Origin of the sequence: Kamptonema sp. UHCC 0994, from assembly GCF_029167235.1 — a bacterium.
In the GTDB taxonomy this organism is placed as follows: Bacteria; Cyanobacteriota; Cyanobacteriia; order Cyanobacteriales; family Microcoleaceae; genus Kamptonema.
In genome coordinates this window covers 1-17,431 of the sequence record NZ_JARFTR010000143.1, presented here as the reverse complement: position 1 = coordinate 17,431, position 17,431 = coordinate 1, and the positions used below count along the sequence as shown (strand labels likewise).

At 42.9% G+C, this 17,431-nt stretch carries 13 protein-coding genes and 1 tRNA gene; 1 reads left to right on the top strand and 13 read right to left on the bottom strand.

Going from position 1 to position 17,431, the window contains the following annotated elements; translation table 11 throughout:
* Positions 1-67: 67 nt before the first annotated feature.
* The 9 genes from PY364_RS13630 to PY364_RS13590 all read right to left on the bottom strand — a co-directional run bounded on the left by PY364_RS13630 (position 68) and on the right by PY364_RS13590 (position 12,394).
* Positions 68-4,063, bottom strand: a complete 3,996-nt coding sequence (locus PY364_RS13630) for a tetratricopeptide repeat protein (protein WP_275523255.1) — start codon at positions 4,061-4,063, stop codon at positions 68-70.
* A gap of 28 nt (positions 4,064-4,091) precedes the next feature.
* Entirely contained in the window at positions 4,092-6,914 is a 2,823-nt protein-coding gene (locus tag PY364_RS13625; protein ID WP_275523253.1) for a tetratricopeptide repeat protein, read from the bottom strand.
* A gap of 395 nt (positions 6,915-7,309) precedes the next feature.
* Positions 7,310-8,188: a calcium-binding protein gene (locus PY364_RS13620; protein ID WP_275523252.1), complete on the bottom strand. Its 879-nt coding sequence runs from the start codon at positions 8,186-8,188 to the stop codon at positions 7,310-7,312.
* A gap of 721 nt (positions 8,189-8,909) precedes the next feature.
* The gene (locus PY364_RS13615) at positions 8,910-9,065 is read right to left on the bottom strand and encodes a hypothetical protein (RefSeq protein WP_275523250.1); all 156 of its coding nucleotides are present in this window, start codon (positions 9,063-9,065) and stop codon (positions 8,910-8,912) included.
* A gap of 51 nt (positions 9,066-9,116) precedes the next feature.
* Complete coding sequence (locus tag PY364_RS13610) at positions 9,117-9,311, bottom strand: hypothetical protein (protein WP_275523248.1); 195 nt, start codon at positions 9,309-9,311, stop codon at positions 9,117-9,119.
* Between the two features lie 396 nt (positions 9,312-9,707).
* Positions 9,708-9,998, bottom strand: a complete 291-nt coding sequence (locus PY364_RS13605) for a hypothetical protein (protein WP_275523247.1) — start codon at positions 9,996-9,998, stop codon at positions 9,708-9,710.
* A gap of 154 nt (positions 9,999-10,152) precedes the next feature.
* The gene (locus PY364_RS13600; protein WP_275523245.1) at positions 10,153-11,193 is read right to left on the bottom strand and encodes a glycosyltransferase family 2 protein; all 1,041 of its coding nucleotides are present in this window, start codon (positions 11,191-11,193) and stop codon (positions 10,153-10,155) included.
* Positions 11,194-11,225: 32 nt separating this feature from the next.
* Positions 11,226-11,972 carry a C40 family peptidase gene (locus tag PY364_RS13595; RefSeq protein WP_275523244.1) on the bottom strand — a complete coding sequence of 249 codons (747 nt, stop codon included), beginning with the start codon at positions 11,970-11,972 and terminating at the stop codon, positions 11,226-11,228.
* A gap of 257 nt (positions 11,973-12,229) precedes the next feature.
* Positions 12,230-12,394: a hypothetical protein gene (locus tag PY364_RS13590; RefSeq protein WP_275523243.1), complete on the bottom strand. Its 165-nt coding sequence runs from the start codon at positions 12,392-12,394 to the stop codon at positions 12,230-12,232.
* Here PY364_RS13590 and PY364_RS13585 point away from each other — a divergent pair.
* The gene (locus tag PY364_RS13585) at positions 12,380-13,315 is read left to right on the top strand and encodes a serine hydrolase (RefSeq protein WP_275523242.1); all 936 of its coding nucleotides are present in this window, start codon (positions 12,380-12,382) and stop codon (positions 13,313-13,315) included. The two genes, PY364_RS13590 and PY364_RS13585, sit on opposite strands and share 15 nt — an antisense overlap.
* 206 nt (positions 13,316-13,521) lie before the next feature.
* Here PY364_RS13585 and PY364_RS13580 read toward each other — a convergent pair.
* The 4 genes from PY364_RS13580 to alr form a co-directional block, all read right to left on the bottom strand.
* A tRNA-Ser gene (locus tag PY364_RS13580) sits at positions 13,522-13,613 on the bottom strand.
* Between the two features lie 109 nt (positions 13,614-13,722).
* Positions 13,723-14,883 carry a patatin-like phospholipase family protein gene (locus tag PY364_RS13575; protein ID WP_275523240.1) on the bottom strand — a complete coding sequence of 387 codons (1,161 nt, stop codon included), beginning with the start codon at positions 14,881-14,883 and terminating at the stop codon, positions 13,723-13,725.
* A gap of 48 nt (positions 14,884-14,931) precedes the next feature.
* Complete coding sequence (locus tag PY364_RS13570; RefSeq protein WP_275523239.1) at positions 14,932-15,792, bottom strand: mechanosensitive ion channel family protein; 861 nt, start codon at positions 15,790-15,792, stop codon at positions 14,932-14,934.
* A gap of 264 nt (positions 15,793-16,056) precedes the next feature.
* Positions 16,057-17,280 (bottom strand): alanine racemase, encoded by a 1,224-nt coding sequence (alr, locus tag PY364_RS13565; RefSeq protein WP_275523238.1) that lies wholly within the window; start codon positions 17,278-17,280, stop codon positions 16,057-16,059.
* Positions 17,281-17,431 lie beyond the last annotated feature (151 nt).

Genomic DNA, 17,431 nt, shown 5'->3' with positions numbered 1-17,431 from the left:
TAATAACAATTGTGCCTCATTGTAACGCCGCCCTCTGGGCGGTTTCTTTACCGCCCAGAGGGCGGCGTTACATAATGGCATAAGTCCGAATTAACTTTTTTAGCAAATCTAAATCAACCTTAATATCTTGGTAGATAGGAAGGCAAGAATCATTATTTTCCAATGACTCCCCAATTAAATAGTAATGTTCCAAGTCGCATATATTACTAAGTATCCAGTAGCAACCTGGGAGATATGTTGGCGAAAAAATTTCTATAACTTTAGTTCCCGGCCTACAGAATACAATATTAGTCAATCCCGCACCGTGAGGCGCTACTACAACTTCAGCATTTGCTAAACAATATGCTTGTTCTGCTACTGACATAGTTTCTAGCTTAACGCTTTCAAATCCCCATTTATCTAAAAAGTTTAATACCTCTTCTTCATTGATAAATCGACGATAGGAAGCTAACTCACGGCTAATATAAATTCGCTTTAACTTCTCTATTTTTTGACCATTTTTTTCTCTTAAAAATTCTCTATGGATAAACTCGCAAGCCCATTTTGATATTTGAGATACTCCCTGATAACAAATTGATGGAACTACTAAACTTTTAGCTTTTATATGCAGACCGCAACTACTCTCAATAATCTTTGTTTCTGGAATCCCCAAGGTCTTTAAAGTTTCCTTTTCATAGGAACGATTGGTACCATTAACTATAAACTTATCTATTGTCTCTATCTCTATTCCACTGCGCCGTAAAAGCTCGAAGCGGGGAATGAGATCAAACATCCAATGATAATAAGCTGCACCGCCCCAGCGCACTGATAAAAAAGCAACAGTTCCATCTATGTATTCAACAGGAGTTAATTTATCTGAAGAAATTGCTAATTCTGCACAGCCAGTAGAAATATCAGTAACTAGCTTATTTTCAGAATTAATTACAGCACTTGTAATCACATCCGCCCAAACTCGACCCTCTGGAATGATGGCAACAAATGTTTTTGGTAAATAATATTTATTTTCTGAAAATATGATGTTACCATCAAGACTTTTAGAAGGCAATAAATGAATTTCATCTTCAGGTAAAATCTTGATATAATTTATGCTAGGATCGAACTCAGATGTTACCGTTAAATCTTCTCTAAAATGACAATACTTTTTCAGAACTTTTAAGGGTAGTATTTGATAGTTGCAACAGTAATATTCTGACTTTTCTAACTCACCTTGTTGTTCTAAAGCGTAACCAATTTTGTGATAAACTTCTAACAAGTCGGGTTTAATTTGTAGGGCTTGTATGAAATAAGCTATTGCACCTTCCCAATCCTTTTTTTCCAAGAAACATAATCCCAATCCTTCGTAACACAAATAAGCGTATGAATCAACGCCTATTCCCTGTTTATAAATAGCGATTGCTTCATCCCATAATCCGAGTTGTTGTAAAGCATCTCCTAATTTTTTACACATCCAACTATCTTCCGCTTCCAGCTCAACTGCACGCCGATAAGCACCAACCGCTTCCTCCCAAGAATGCTGCTCTTCTAAAACTTCTCCTAAGCTGTAGTAAGACCAACAAAAATCTGGATTCAATGCAATTGAGCGGCGGTACGCCACCGCAGCTTCTTCCCACTTAGAAATTTTTACCAACGCATCCCCTAACTTGTTATGCAACCAACAAAAATCAGGATTCAATTCAATCCCACGACGGTAAGCCGTCGCAGCTTCTTCCCATCTTGAAAGTTGCATCAGGACATCTCCTAAATTATTGTAAGACCAACAGAAATCAGGGTTCAATTCAATTGCGCGACAGTAGGCAGCTCTAGATTCATTATCCTTCCCTAATTCTTGTAAAATTTCCCCTAAATAGTGGTAAGACCAACTGAAAGTTGGGTTCAAATTAATCGAATGCCAATAAACAGAAGCCGCTCTATCTAACTGTTTTGTTTCTTGCAGTAACTTGCCTAATTTGTGGTAAACTAACGATATCTGATTTTTCTGCGCTCCTGAAAACTTCAAGCATTCTGGGAAGTCTGCTAGCTTAATTTCGCCTTCTTTCGTTAGCAAGTCTTTGATATCAAGTTCCGGTACTGATATCTCTGGCTGCAATTCAAGTGCTTTTTGATAATGGGAAATTGCTTCCTCTAAATAACCTTGTGCTGATACTGCTTCCCCCAAATTTAGGTAAGCGTTAGTTAAGATAGCTTTCTCTTCTAGCTGCTTTTCATTTGCTATTTTTTTAACTATCAGTTGATAACCTTTGTGAATCACCTCTAATTGGTTTTGATACATCGAAATAAAAGTATCTATCCCTAGCTTGGGATTTTGCTCTGGATTTTCAGGAAAGGTGAATTCATAATCGTCAAAAATTATCAACCCACCTATTTTTACCAGCCGCCAAGAGAGGACTGTATCTTGCAAAACACTGCTGGCTTTATGGCAGCCGTCAATGTAAGCTACTTCATAGTAATCTGAGGTCAGAGTTACTAATAAATCCTGAGATAGCCCCTCTAGCTTGATTACTTTTTCTGACACTCCAGTTTTAGCGATATTGCCATCAAACTGTGCCTGAAAGTATAGATCGATAGAGGTGATTCTTGCTGTTATGTCTGTCAGAATATTATCCAAAAGCCAGCAAGTAGACATTCCTTGAAAACTACCTATTTCTAAAATATTAAGTCCCGGTATCCCGGCAAATTGCTGCAAATGTTTTTCCCAGATGGGAATATTATGAGTAAACCAATCTTGTGTAAATTGATATTTGTTAGTAGCACATTGATGCCAACCTCTTAATTCACTGGCTTTTTGATGACAGACAATCGATTCCTCTAGCTCTCCATATTTAGGTAATATATTCCCTAAATCAGTATAGGCAACCGCAGAGTTTGGGTCAAGTTCTATCTGGCTGCGATAAACAGATATTTGCCGATCTAACTCATCTTTTCTTGCTAAGACATCCTCTAAATCCGAGGCAACTTTAGCATCTTCTGGATTAATGTGCAATGCTATTTGATAAAAAACAATCGCTCCACTAAACTGATGTTGTTTGGTTAAATTATTTGCTAAATCAACATAAAAATCGCTATTATCTGTGACGATATTTAGCAAGTTATAGTTGGTTTTTCCATTGTCTGAATTCACTTGAATAGCTTGGCAATAGTCTCTAACCGTTGCATCTAAATCTGATTCTGTTCGCTGTCGCAAAACGTACCCTATGCGGTTGTAAATTCCAGGCAAATCTCGCTGAAGCTGAAGAGCAGAGAGATAACCTGCAAGTGCTTCGTCCCAGGATTTTAGATTGGTCAGAGCAACAGCTAAGTTATAGTAAAACCAAGGAATATCACCTTTCATCTCAATGGCTTTCTGATAACTATTTATGGCTTGATCCCAACGTTCTTGTTTGAGAAAGACATCTCCTAAACTGTTGTATGACCAACAGTAATTAGGATTGAGTTCAATTGCTTTGCTGTAATAAGCAATAGCTGAATCTAACTCGCCCTTTTGTACCAACACATTGCCTAAACTGTGATAAGCACGAACATAATTGGGATTGATTTCAAGGCTTTTATGTTGACAGGCAATTGCTTCATCAATGTTGCCTTTAGCTGCTAATAGTTTCCCTAAACTGTGGTGACTTCCAAAAGCATCTGGCTTGAGTGTAATTGCTTGGCGGTAATAGGCGATTGCTTCCTCAAATTTATTTTTACTTGTGAAAATTTCCCCTAAATTGTGGTAAGCTTGTACTAAATTTGGATTTATCTGAATTGCTTGCAAGTAACAAGCAGTAGCTTCCTCCAATTTTCCTTGTTCTACTAAAGTATTGCCTAAAGTTAAATGCTCCTCAGCGGTTGCCCATTTCGGATCGAGAATTAACGCTTGATACCAGCAATCTGCGGCAGTTTCAGCTTTTTTTAACTGCGTCCAAATTCTAGCTAAGTTACGGTAAGCACCTGCAAAATTCGGTTGAATTTTCAGGGCTTCTTCACAAGCTGCAATTGCTTCATTTAATTTACCTTGGGCTAAATAAGTTTCTGCTTGCTGGTTAAAGTTAACTGCTACCATTTCCATATTTTGAGTTGATGTCATATCGATCCTTATCTCGATGTAAATAAAATCACAAACCTACAATTTCTATCATTTTCTTGAGCGAACTCAAGTTCACCATGATATCTTCCGTCAGAGAGTTTTGATACATCAATTCCCTAATAGGATAACATTCAAACACCTCACCTGTTAAATAGTAATGGTCGAGGTTCAGATAGTGACTACTTCCCCAGTAATAGTGACCCACATAGTGAGGTGAAACTAATTCCATCACCTTTGTTCCAGGTTGGCAGAATATTGTATTTGTTAGACCGCTACCGTGAGGTGTAACTATGATTTTAGCATGAAAGAATAATGCTATCTGCTCCTGCAAGGGCATAGATTCTAGAAAGACTCTAACAAACCCAAACTTGCTCAATTCCTCCATTACCTCTTCTTCATTCAAGACGCGCCGATATCTAGCTTTGTTTCGACTAATGTAAATGCGTTCAGGATAACTGTTTAAAGCAGTAATTCCGGCCAAAAACACGCGCCGGAGAAATTTTACAGCCCAAAGCGGCGGCCAGCCTAAATACCCTGGAAAAGAGGGAACAATTAACTGCTTTGCTTGGATATGGGGATGATCGTCGCTGGCTAAAATTTTGTTTGCTGGAACCCCCAAAGCTTTGAGAGTTTCTAATTGAAATTGCTGCTGAAAATTATTAACTAAAAACCAATCTATTTTATCAAAGTCTGTGCCACTTCGTCGTAGCAATTCAATTCTCGGCAAAACATCTACCATCCAGTGAAAATAGACATTTCCTGATAGTCCAGATAACACGGCAACAGTACCATCAATTTGCTCTAAAGGGGGTAATGATTCTAGCTTAAAAATGCTATGTTTGCTAGGGTCATGATTTTGACATCCCGGCAAAAAATTAGGATAATCGCGGGAAATATCTGCTAATAAATAATTATCGGGAGTAATGACTGCGATCGCACTGCAAAGCAGCCAATAACTTTTCTGGGGCACAATCCAAGCTCGTCCGTCTGGAACTAAACCAACAAAGGTTTTGGGCGACTCTAAGGGAATTGGTTGAGAATTTGACAAAACATGAACGCCCCAGCCTAAATGGACAGGTTCAAACCAATCAGAGATGCGTTTCAAACAAGGGCCACAAGTTAAACCGCCGCAATCAGATTTTGGTAATTGGTAATTGGTAATGGGTAATTGGTGAGCGATATCTTCTACATCTTCACAGATTATTTCACGATAATTGCTGCGATCTAATTGGTTGGCAATCATCCAGTCAGAAGTAGATAAATAAATTCCTTTTGGCTGTTGCATATTTAGGGAATTCAACCCCGAAATATTCTCTGATACTAATCTTTCCAGAGATTGAAAATTTAAAACTTTTTCGTAGTAACCAATCGCCGACTCGTACCGCTGCTGTTTCTCCAACAAGTTTCCTAAGTCAAAATAAACCTGTGTTAATTCAGGTTGAATTGCCAGGGCGATATGATAAACAGCGATTGCTGCATTGTGCCGTCGCTGCTTGGCTAAACTATTACCCAGTCGCCAGTAAAGCTCGGCATTATTCGGCTGAATTTGTAAAGCTTTTTGATAATAAACTTCGGCCCGATCGTATCCACCGTACTCGAATAAAGTATTTCCTAAATGTAGGTAAGTTTGTGTCAGGTGTTGACAAATTTCACTAATTGGTAATTGGTAATTGGTAATTGGTAATTGGCTTTGTTCCTCCAGTTTTATCTCGCTAATTATCTTTTTCCCTTTCCCTCTTCCCTCTTCCTTCTTCCCTCTTCCTTCTTCCTTCTTCCTTCTTCCTTCTTCCTTCGCCCCCATTAGCGATCTGAGAAATAGATAACAAGCAGCATTAGCCTGTTGTAATTGATCTTGTTCTTGACTAGATGCGATCGCCCTCGCCTCTACCAATTCACAATAAGCCTCAACAAATTCAGGTTTAAGATCGATCGCTTTGTGGAAATAGGGCATCGCCTCAGCAATTTGTCCCAAAGCCATCAGCGAAAAACCACAGTCAGTATAAGCTGAAACGTAATTGGGGTTGAGTTCTATGACTCGCTGAAAATAGGGGACGGCCTGTTCGTGACGGCCTTGCATTTGCCATGCTTTACCTAAGTTATAATGAGCCAACTCCATCTCAGGTTCGAGTTCAATAGCTCGGCGGTAAGCGGCGATCGCATCTTCTGGCTTTTGCTCTAGCAGCACTTGACCGAGGTTATTGTGGAGAGTAGCCCAGTCTGGCTTAATGGCAATTCCTTTTTGATAAATGGCGATCGCCTCTTCAAATTTCCCCTGTTTAACCAGAGTACAGCCCAAATTACTATAAGCTTTCACATATTTAGGCGCGTTAACTCCTCCAGCCGAAGGCATCGCGATTACTTGGGAATAGCTATCAACCGCCGCTTGCCACTGACTCTGCCGATCGAAAACAACTCCTAAATTGTAGTAAGCATTGGGATCGTTTGGCGAAAGCGCGATCGCCGCCCGGTAGCTATTAACCGCCCCCGGTAAATTTCCCTGTTTCTGAAATACATTCCCCAGATTGTAATGTACCTCTGACCATTCAGGTTTAAGAGCGAGAGCTTGCTGGTAGTGCTCAGCAGCTTCATCCAACCACCAATATTCTGCATATAACTGACCCAAGTAAGCATGAGCAACAGCAGACTGCGGGTCAATTTCCAACACTTTAACATAAGCATCTCTGGCTCCCGTTGGTTCGCCTTGAGCTTCTAGGGCTTCTCCCAAAATCATGTAAGCTGCGATCGCATCCGGCTGTTGCTCAATAACTTGCTGACAAATCGCGATCGCCCCTGTCACATTTCCCTGAGTTAAATAATTTTTACCCTGTCTAATATATTCTTCAATTTTCATTGATCTTGCACAATTGTCAAAAACCTGTAGGGGCGGGTTCGCCAACAGCTTTAAAAGATACCCAAAGACTCAAAAACCCGCCCCCACCCCGCGATTGAGTCCTGGATTAACAGTATTGATCCGGGGCGGGTTTTCTGGATTTCTCTCTTGTACTGGAGATCCTGGCGAACCCGCCCCTACGGGAAGTATGTCTAATTAACCGGAATTGATATTATTCCTTACAAAGCTGGAGTTTTATAGTTTTCACTGCATAAGTCCTATTTCTAAAACATATAAGAAAGTGTGCATAGAGTTTCAACCTCTCGCACACTTTATCTTGATAATTAAATCTTTTTGAGAGGTGAGGAAAGGTATCTGGAGGATCTCCAGTACCACTCTCACCCTCAAAAGCCGTTTTAGAACAACTCGAAGTTGTTGGAAGTGATATTGAGTCCACCTTGCAGTTGAGCCAAGGCTTGAACTCCATTGCCAGTGTTGTAGTACAACAGACCGCTGTTGGGGTCGTAGATGACTTTATTAGCAGTGCTACCCGGAGCATTCGGGTTGAAGTTAGCCTGGACTACAAACTCCGTTGCATCGAAGCTGCTGCCCAGACCACCAAAGGCAGCCTTAGCAAGTGCAATCTTATCTTCTGCGGGAGTGAAGTCAGTGATCGTGTCTATGCCAGTACCAGTAGCCGCAGCAGTGAAGGCGAATGTATCATTACCAGCACCACCAGTCAGGATGTCAGCTCCGCGATCGCCAGCCAGGAAGTCATTCCCAGCACCGCCACTGATCGTATCACCACCTTTACCGCCATAGATGGTATCGTTGCCGTCGTCACCACTGAGTACGTCATTACCGACTAGACCGAATACAGTGTCATTACCGGTGCCGCCGCTTATAACATCAGCGCCTCCACTAATATTACCAGGGCGACCTAGATCGTCACCGTAAATCAGGTCATCGCCACCGCCGCCAGAAATCGTGTCTCCGCCAAACCCGCCAACGAGGAAATCGTTACCGTCTCCACCGTCAACGACATCACTGCCTTTGCCGCTGTAGACGGTATCATTGCCAGAGCCTGCTACGACGGTATCGCTGCCAGTCGCAGTATTTACGTAATCGTTACCAGCACCAGCATTGATCAGATCGTTGCCGCCAAAGGTTTGGATACTATCGCTACCTGAGCTACCACTTAATCTGTTATCGCCGGCTACGCCTGCAATATCAAGACCACCTTGGGCATTGGGCGTTGAACTCGCCGGTTGAGTTGGGTTAGTTACCTGTGTCATTTACACTCCTCCTTAAGATTTGCAAGAATCATTTTTCTACAATACACTTTTCCCTCCAGTGGGATTCAAAAAATCAAACCGGATTGCGGTTGAGACCCTCATTGACCCGGCTGGTATAAGCTGTCACGTAATTTAACTTGTCATTAGAGAGCCTTGGGGCCGGAGGCAATTCCTTGCTCCGTTGAGTAGCGAAGCTGGAATGCTTTCTACACTGGACTCTCGACTCCACAACTCTCTCCTCCTAACCAAAATAATCTACTTAGATGAATGCGAGTCTATCATAGACACCACGAGCACGGCTAGTGATTTTAGCTACAACAAGATCCGGATCTTACGGAGGAAGGTTTTTGTTGTCATTGCTCCCCCCTGGATGAATCGCGCTGCTCTTACTCACTTAAAAGGTAAGCGATCGCAAATACTTGCTTGGAACAGGAACGCGAAAAATACTGGACTCTGTTTTTGACAGACCGTGCAGCCGAAAAAATAGTTCCCTCCTACGACGATTTTTTCAATAAGTAAATCGCCAGAAAGCTTGACGATTTGCTTGGTTGTTATTCACCCGTGTACCCACAAGCTTTTTAACTAACTTGCTTTATTAAAGGAAAAATATCAAGAAAAGTCAAGTAGTATGACTGAATGTTACGCAAAATCTGGAGACAAAAGTCAAAAGTACCCTTTAGCGATCGCCCAGAGTTCCCTTAAGAAGCTCAGGACTGACACATCAGAGCACGCTACCCTCAGTAATATCCACAGCATCAACAGCTATACAAGTATATATCGCTACAAATCCTACCCGTAGCGATCGCTGACAGATTTGATCGCGATCGCCCCTGCTCAACCAGACTATAGTCAGGATTAGGGGATATGTTTTTAGCACGATCGGCCTTAAATCATACTGCTTTTGAATATATTAATAGTATTGTAACAATTATTTCTCTCCCTTTTCCGCTTCCCGTTCTCCTATTAGCAGAGTTGAAGTCACCGCCTCATACCTAGAGAGTTTAACATTCACATCGCTCTCAAAAAGGTAATGAATTGAAGTAGCTCCATAGTATGCCAGTGCCAGGATTGATAAAGCATTCAGAATTCGATAAATTAGCTTGTCAGATGACATTGTATTCATTTGAGTTCCCCTGATTGTTAAAAAAGTAAAAGTTCGATCCTATTTTTCAATGTGATTGGTGCTGCGCTCAATTAGCAATTCCCAATTCCCAATTCCCAATTTCATAATCGCTCCTTTAGCATTTATTATGTATCCGACTAAAGAAATATTTTGGGAAGAAGGGGAAAAGAGGGGTTAGGGGCTAGGGGCTAGTGGCTAGGGAAGAGGTGAAATGGAGATTACTTCTTCTTTTCGTCTTAAAAAGACTAATTCCTGAAACCTACCTTAAGGCATACTTACGTATATGACTAATATCCGTAACGCCGCCTTCTAGGCGGTATCGTAACCGCCCAGAGGGCGGCGTTACGTAAGTCTTAACTGCCAAAAATGCTACACTAACCTCTTTGACTCGATCTTTTATTCTGATTGCGAATGGGTGATGATAGAATTCTGATGCTCTATCCCGGAATCTGCCTCCTCAATAATTTCTTGAATTTCCCCATCCTCTGCTATGTTTTGCACTTGACTTTTTTTACTAGCCAGCTCCAGAATTGATAACGGTAAAACTATAGGCCAGAAAAGAGGGCCGATCGCTAAAGCTATCCAAGATATTCGATCGTCTTTTGGGGTAGTAGTATCCCCCCAAAATTTGGCAAACCAAATACAGAAAACTACCACAGTAATGACTAAGTAGCCGATAAGAATCATTGTTTTTGTGATGTTTTACATTAACCAATGCTCTCAACTAAAAACATAAAATCTCAAACAGACTCACCGCAATATTCCAACCCCAACATTACCCCAAAATTAATAATTCATGGGTTTATAGCATTTTAAAAGCCATAAACCCATACTCTAAGCCTTACTTATTGCCAAAAATTTCGCGCACCCGATAGATTGGTTTTCCCTGAGATTCGTGGTAAGTACGCATCAAAATTTCTGCTAACAAACCAAAACTAAATAACTGTACGCCAGCTAATAGCATAACTACAGCCAAAATCAGCAAAGGACGATGCCCAATACTTTCACCTAAACCCAGTTTCAGGATACTCAAATAAATGCCTAAACCCGTACCTAACACCATAAAAATCATCCCCAACAAGCCAAAAACGTGCATTGGTCGAGTCAGAAACTTTTTCATAAAAGTAATGGTGAGCAAATCCATCAATACCCGGAATGTACGCCAGATACCATATTTGCTTTTACCATAGCGACGAGCATGATGTCGCACTGGCATCTCCGAAATTCTCGCCCCTTCAATAAAGGCTAAAGCGGGCAAAAATCGGTGCAATTCTCCGTAAAGATTCAAATCGGCGGCTAATTCTGCCCGATAAGCTTTTAGGGAACAACCGTAGTCGTGTAAATTCACACCCGTAACTCGACTAATTAACAAATTAGCTAGTTTCGATGGTAGCAGACGGCTGATAGAATTGTCTTGTCTTTTTTGCCGCCAACCGCTGACTAAATCGTAACCCTCATCTAACTTAGCGATTAATATCGGAATATCGGCTGGATCGTTTTGCAAATCCCCATCTAAAGTAACAATTACACGGCCGCGAGCGTGATTAAACCCTGCCGACATCGCCGCAGTTTGTCCGTAATTGCGCCGCAAAATTACAGCCCGGAGGTCATTTCTGCTGTTGGCTTTTTCCTTGAGTAATTGAGCGGAACCATCTTTAGATCCATCATCCACGCAGATGATTTCATAGCTGAGTCCAGATGTTTGAAGGCTAGATGCGATCGCCTCTATTAAATGAGGTAAACTCTCTACTTCATTATAAATCGGCACTACCACCGAAACGTCAGGTGCAATCTCAGCATCACCTGGTTGCCCTGCCAATTTATCTAAAAATAACGCTGTGTTCACTTCTCTACCACCTATCGCAAATTCATCATTAGACATAGACAAAAATAACAATCGCCACTAACAAATTCCTATGAAGCATTAAAACTATAACTCTTCACTACTCTACCAGCACCCCGTAACAGCCGATAGTACCTCTCACTAACTAGATCCCCTGCCTCTGACAAAATATCAATGCCGATGCCGTTGCGTCCTTGTTCTTTCCCAGAACTATGAATGTAATGCCCCTCTCCCAGATATAATCCTACATGAGTGGCTTTTTCGGCTGTTCCAAAAAAAATTAAGTCGCCTAGTTGTAAAGACGCTAAGGCAATCGGTTGGCTAAAAGCTTCCTGCTGATAAGCATCTCTGGGCAACCAAATCCCTAGAGAGGCAAAGGCAGCTTGCATTAGTCCAGAACAGTCGTAATTTGGGCCGACTGTCCCTCCCCAGAGATAATGGTTAGGCTGGTTCATTGCCTGACGGGTAAAGGCGATCGCACTTGGCAACTTATCTCTAATTTCAGCTTCCGAAACTACTTTAGCTTGATATGACCTTTCGGCTACCTCTAGCAATGGTGCATCTTGGACAGCTAACCATCCTGGATAATCATCCTCGCACAGCCGCACCGCGTAGGCGTAGCCAGCCGCAGGCATCGCCACCTCAAGATTCTCCTTTCTTCCCTCAGATCCCAGAGGTACTGAGGAATCACAGACAACTCGCAAATGTCTCCCCGCCGCTGCCTGAGTTGCCAAGCGATCGCATTTCGGGGAATCATAGATATTGATATTGGCTTGGCACTGATACTCAATCTTGTCGGATAATTGATAATTGGTCATTGGTAATGGCTAATTGCTAATGGCTAATGGCTAATTGGTAATGGCTAATTGCTAATTGCTAATGGCTAAGTCTGTGGACATATATATTGTGTGTCATTGCGAGTGAAACGTTGGCGAAGCCTGCCCGTTAGGGCTTAGCAATCTCCCCTAGCCTAATGTCCCCCCTCAGTGCTTTCGACTGGTAGAGTGGTACAATTAGCACAATTAGTAGAGTACGTCAAAAGCCAAAACTCTGATTTATCAATGCTATCTAACAGTTAACTGTTAACTGGGAATTCCCATCTCCCAGTCTCCCAGTCTCCTTCTTCCCTCTTCCCTCTTCCCTCTTCCTTCTTCCTTCTTCCCTCTTCCTTCTTCCTTCTTCCTTCTTCCTTCTTCCTTCTTCCTTCTTCCTTCTTCCTTCTGCTATGACATTTTTCCACAAAGACGAACAACTAGAAACCCTTGGCAATAAGATTGTAGAGACAACTAGGGCAAAATTTCCCGAATTAGCTGCCAATCAAATAGCCGTTACTTGGATAGTTTACGATTCTCCTGTGGTAGTTAATACAGGCGGAGCTCTGAGTACAACCGAATTCTGGAAATATCAAGTACGGGGATTTAGCGATCGCGGCGACGATCGCATTTACCCAGCCAGCGTCGTTAAACTATTCTACCTCGTAGCTATTTACGAATGGCTGGAAAAAGGCATGGTTCAACTAACACCAGAGTTAAATCGGGCTATCCGAGATATGATAGTCGATTCTAGCAATGATGCCACAGGTCTCGTATTAGATATTCTGACAGGCACGACTAGCGGCCCAGAATTGCCGCCAGGGCCCTTTGAAACTTGGCAAAAACAGCGCAATATTGTCAACCGTTATTTCCAGTCTCTCAACTGGGAAGAATTAGAAACGATTAATATTAATCAAAAAACATGGTGTGATGGCCCTTACGGTCGGGAACGAGCTTTTTTGGGAGAATTAATGGAAAATCGCAATATGCTGACAACTAATGCAGCAGCGCGTTTGGTACATAGTATTATTGGTGGAGTAGCTGTGTCTTCTAAGGTTTCACAAGCAATGATGGCTTTGATGAAGCGATCGCTAAATCCAGCAGACTTAGCCGCAGATCCCGAAAATCAGGTGACAGGTTTCTTAGGCGGTGGACTTCCTCAAAATGCTAATTTGTGGTCAAAAGCTGGTCTTACTAGCACGGTTCGCCATGATGCAGCTTATATTGAATTGCCCAACTTGCAGCCTTATTTGCTAATCGTATTTACTGAAGGGAAAGTAAATAGTAAGAATGAGGAAATTTTGCCATTTATTTCACAGGAATTTGTAGAAACCATGAAAAATTTGTAATATCATGTCTGGCAAATTACTTGCGATCTGTCATTGCGAGCCCAGCGAAGCAATCCCAGCAGCTTGCGATTGCTTCGCTTCGCTCGCAATGACAGATCGCAACCGCCAAGGCGGTTAGGACGTTCTGAGTTCCTGAAACTCGCTGATTCTATTCCCTTCTTCCCCTTCTTTCCCTAGCCCCTAGCCCCTAGCCCCTAGCTATAAAACGGAGAGGGAGGGATTCGAACCCTCGGATAGGAGTTACCTGCCTATCAACAGATTAGCAATCTGCCGCTTTCGACCACTCAGCCACCTCTCCAGATGAGCGACTATCATCATAACACATAATTTCTTTATTTGTATCCACTTTTCTAAAAAAAAATCGGAACCGCTTCCAAAACCAGACATTGCAAGCTTTTCACAGTCTCCTACGGAATCATCGGCCCATCCCCAGAACTTTCCACAGCCCCAAAACCTCTAGCGATTAGATGTTTTTCCCAACTCCAAACTGGATTCAGAAAGAACTTTTTAGTGTACTCGTATCCCAATCGATAAAGTTGAGCTTTTCGGTCAACACTGAGGTTGAAGTCCGTCGCCGTCACATTCGCTTCTGTTACATCAATATTAATCACCCGTCCTTTATCCATCTCTCGCTGATGGTAGCGGTCTCTAGCATTCATCATTGTTCTGAACACCGCCGATATTAGACTCAATGGGCCGTTGACACTGACTTGATCTTCAATCCCCTTGTCAAGCAACCGAAAGCCAAAAGTAAACCAGCGGGGCGGCGGTGAATTCACACCCGGTTCGCGATCGTAAATCCACAAGGGAAAATTGCTCAAAATTCCCCCATCCACAATCAAATTATTGGCTAGCTTTCCCGGCTCAAAAAAGAGCGGAATGCTCATTGACAGTCGGACAGCCTCAGCCACGCTAAAATCTTCAGCATTAACAAGTTGCAGTAGCTCATATAAACTCTCATATCGAGGCGGATCGCGACGCTGTAAGTCATCGGGTAACACCAGCATCTCCCCCCGACTAATATCAGAAATAACTACCTTCAACTCGCGACCGCGACCCTTACGTTTCACATCTGTAAAGGTTCTGAGATTGCCAATGCTGAGAGTTTCTTGCAGCCAATTGTGAAAAGGCTCAGAAGAATACTCTCCCATTTGGCGAGAGAGGGTCAGTAAAACTATCATTCCAACTGGAAAGTGCAAGTCATCAGCGGGATCGCCATTCCAAATCAGGGGGCTAGTTTTCTTGGTGAGAAATTTATCGTTGTAGTCTAATTCCCCTAAAATCTTTTCTAACTCGTCAATAGAGAAATCAGCCGCCAGAAATGCAGCAGTAATCGCACCCGCAGAAGTCCCCGCCAATTTCCGCCACCGTAGCCCCAGATCGGCGCAACACCGCAGAGCACCTAAAAATGCAATCCCCCTCACGCCCCCACCCTCGAAAATTGCATCGGCATAAATCTGACCTTCATCGTCAGGAGGGGGCATTTTTTTGAGAATAATCTCTTTCTCTGCTTGAGAAAGTCTTAAATTGCCTTGTTCTAGAATCTGCTGGGGATACCACTTGGCCATAGCGAATGCCTGATTAAGTCCTAAAGATATTAGATTTTAGATCGGGAACTATTCGGGAGGTTCTGGTTCTGGAGGTTTTGTGGCATCTAGGGCTTCCTTAACTCGCTGCTGGACTTGCGATCGCACTTGTTCGTAAGCCACCGCCGCACACCAAGGTCGTAAATTTAACACGGTTGCATCGCTAGAGATGGATGTCACCAGACAAGTTGGTTCTGGCCGATCTAAAACCAGCGGATGGGATGAAGCCACTTCCAAAAACTGAGCAATAGTGGGAGCGATCGCGCGATCGCCAATATTTACCTCAATATCAACCCGTCTCGTTCCCATAGCCGTCGTATTTTTCAGCGTACCGTTAAATAGCTGACTATTGGGTATAGTAATTTTTACATGATCTGCCGTTACTAGGGTCGTCGAAAAAATGCCAATGCTGTCCACTACCCCCGCTACGTTTCCCCCTTCAATAAAATCTCCCACTTCAAAGGGCCGCAAACTAATCAGCATCACCCCCGCAGCGAAATGAGAGAGAGTATTTTGCCATGCTAAACCGATCGCTAAACCCGCAGCCCCCACTACCGCCACTAAGCTAGCAGTCTGAATTCCCAACTTATTGAGAGCCGCCACCGCACCTACAACAAAAATTACAATTTCAGCGGCTTGTATTAAGAATTTTCGCAGGGTGGGCTCTGTACGGCCCAAGGCGCGACGAGTAAAGCGGCCGGCGATACCACTAGCAAACCGTGCAATCAATAAAATACCAATTGCCCACAAAACTTGAGGGACTATTTGAAACCCTAGCTCTAGTATTTTTTTCCAGAATTCTATTGCTACTTGCAAAGTCTGGATTTTTTCAGGATCTAGCGACGTTAGTGAAGTTTGGGCAATAGTTATAAATGACCTGATGGCTGCCATATCGAAATTTTGTTAGTTGTTAGTGGTTTGTGGTTTGTGGTTGGTTGTTGGTTGCGATCGCAATGTTAAGCAATTAAGGAACAAATTGACTAAGGGAAAAGATCGCAGATTCTTGATAGCCTTTATAATAACTAAGGGAAGCGACTAACAATCAACAACTAACCATTAAGTAGAAGGAAGAAGGAAGAAGGAAGAAGGAAGAAGGAAGAATGTTTATACAGTCAGCTTTTTAGCCATCCCGATCTTATGTTTAATTAGGTGGATTTACTTATCAACAGCTATGCGAGGAAGACGGTGTTTGAAACTACAGAGGATTTCCCAGGAAATTGTACCTAATTCTGCGGCCCAATCATCAGCGGAAATTTGATTTGCCCCATCAGCACCTAACAGCGTCACGACTTCGCCAACTTCTAGATCGGGAATAGAAGTTACATCTAGCATGATTTGATCCATTGTAATGGCTCCGACTTGCGACACCGATTGACCTCTGACTAAAACTTTCATTTTATTTGATAGATTGCGGGGTATTCCATCGGCGTAGCCAATGCCAATTACTGCTAAGCGCATTTCACGATCGGCTATAAATTTATGGCTGTAGCTGACACCAGTTCCCGCTGCAATTGTTTTTACTTGGGTTACTTTTGCTTTTACCTGCATTACAGGCTTTAAGTCAATAACTGACTGCAAATGTGGTGCTGGATATAAGCCGTAAGTAGCTAAACCGACTCGTACCATGTCATAGTGTAAGCTCTTGTCAGCTAAGGCGGCGGCTGAATTTGCTAAGTGCAAACGAGGGCTAGATTTGGGATTGAGGAATAGTTCTGAGTTCTGTATTTCGCAGTTGGCGATCGCACCTTCAAACCGTTGCTGCTGTTGTTTCATCACTGTGAAGTCGGGACTGTCGGCCGTAGCTAGGTGAGAATAGATGCTGGCTAATTCTAAATTTGGCGATCGCACCACTAACTGTACAAACTCAGCGGCTTGTTGCCAAGGAGATCCTAACCGTGACATCCCCGTATCCAGCTTGACGTGAACGGGCAAAGATTTGTTAAGAGTGCCGAGCACTTCTGAAAAAACTAGGGCTTGCTTGGGAGTGCAGATGGTAGGTTGTAATTGCCAATGGGCGATCGCTTCTACTTGTTCCGGCGTGTGAGTCGCCCCTAAAATCAAAATTGGTGCGTTGATGCCGCGATCGCGCAATTCTATCCCTTCTGGAATCGTCGCCACTCCCAGCCAAGTAGCACCCGCCTCTAAAGCTGTTTGAGCAACCGTCACCGCACCGTGACCGTAAGCATCTGCCTTTACAACTGTCATCAGCGCTGTTTTGGGGGATAATGAAAGCTTAAGCTGGCGCACGTTGTGGGCTAAAGCGGCTAAATCAATTTCTACCCAAGCTCGTTGGCAAAGTCCACCGTAGGCATCCCATCGCATCGTCTGGGGGTTTGCTTGTGTCGATGTTGCTATCAGGTTTTCTTCCCTACTTAACATTGCGATTTACTCCTACTTAACTTAGACCATTAACAAAACTATGGCGGTTGCTATATTTTCGTAAAAAAACCGGTTTCTGGGCCCTTATAGCAACCGCCAAGGCAGTTAGGACAGATATCCGTAACGCCGCCTTCTAGGCGGTTAGGGCACC

What these genes read in the sequence shown, in the direction of transcription:
- PY364_RS13625 (WP_275523253.1), bottom strand. Translation starts at nt 6,914, where the DNA reads ATGAAAATTGAAGAATATATTAGACAGGGTAAAAATTATTTAACTCAG.
- PY364_RS13595 (WP_275523244.1), bottom strand. Translation starts at nt 11,972, where the DNA reads ATGACCAATTATCAATTATCCGACAAGATTGAGTATCAGTGCCAAGCC.
- PY364_RS13605 (WP_275523247.1), bottom strand. Translation starts at nt 9,998, where the DNA reads ATGATTCTTATCGGCTACTTAGTCATTACTGTGGTAGTTTTCTGTATT.
- PY364_RS13630 (WP_275523255.1), bottom strand. Translation starts at nt 4,063, where the DNA reads ATGACATCAACTCAAAATATGGAAATGGTAGCAGTTAACTTTAACCAG.
- PY364_RS13620 (WP_275523252.1), bottom strand. Translation starts at nt 8,188, where the DNA reads ATGACACAGGTAACTAACCCAACTCAACCGGCGAGTTCAACGCCCAAT.
- PY364_RS13570 (WP_275523239.1), bottom strand. Translation starts at nt 15,792, where the DNA reads ATGGCAGCCATCAGGTCATTTATAACTATTGCCCAAACTTCACTAACG.
- PY364_RS13600 (WP_275523245.1), bottom strand. Translation starts at nt 11,193, where the DNA reads ATGTCTAATGATGAATTTGCGATAGGTGGTAGAGAAGTGAACACAGCG.
- PY364_RS13585 (WP_275523242.1), top strand. Translation starts at nt 12,380, where the DNA reads ATGACATTTTTCCACAAAGACGAACAACTAGAAACCCTTGGCAATAAG.
- PY364_RS13610 (WP_275523248.1), bottom strand. Translation starts at nt 9,311, where the DNA reads ATGAATACAATGTCATCTGACAAGCTAATTTATCGAATTCTGAATGCT.
- PY364_RS13575 (WP_275523240.1), bottom strand. Translation starts at nt 14,883, where the DNA reads ATGGCCAAGTGGTATCCCCAGCAGATTCTAGAACAAGGCAATTTAAGA.
- alr (WP_275523238.1), bottom strand. Translation starts at nt 17,280, where the DNA reads ATGTTAAGTAGGGAAGAAAACCTGATAGCAACATCGACACAAGCAAAC.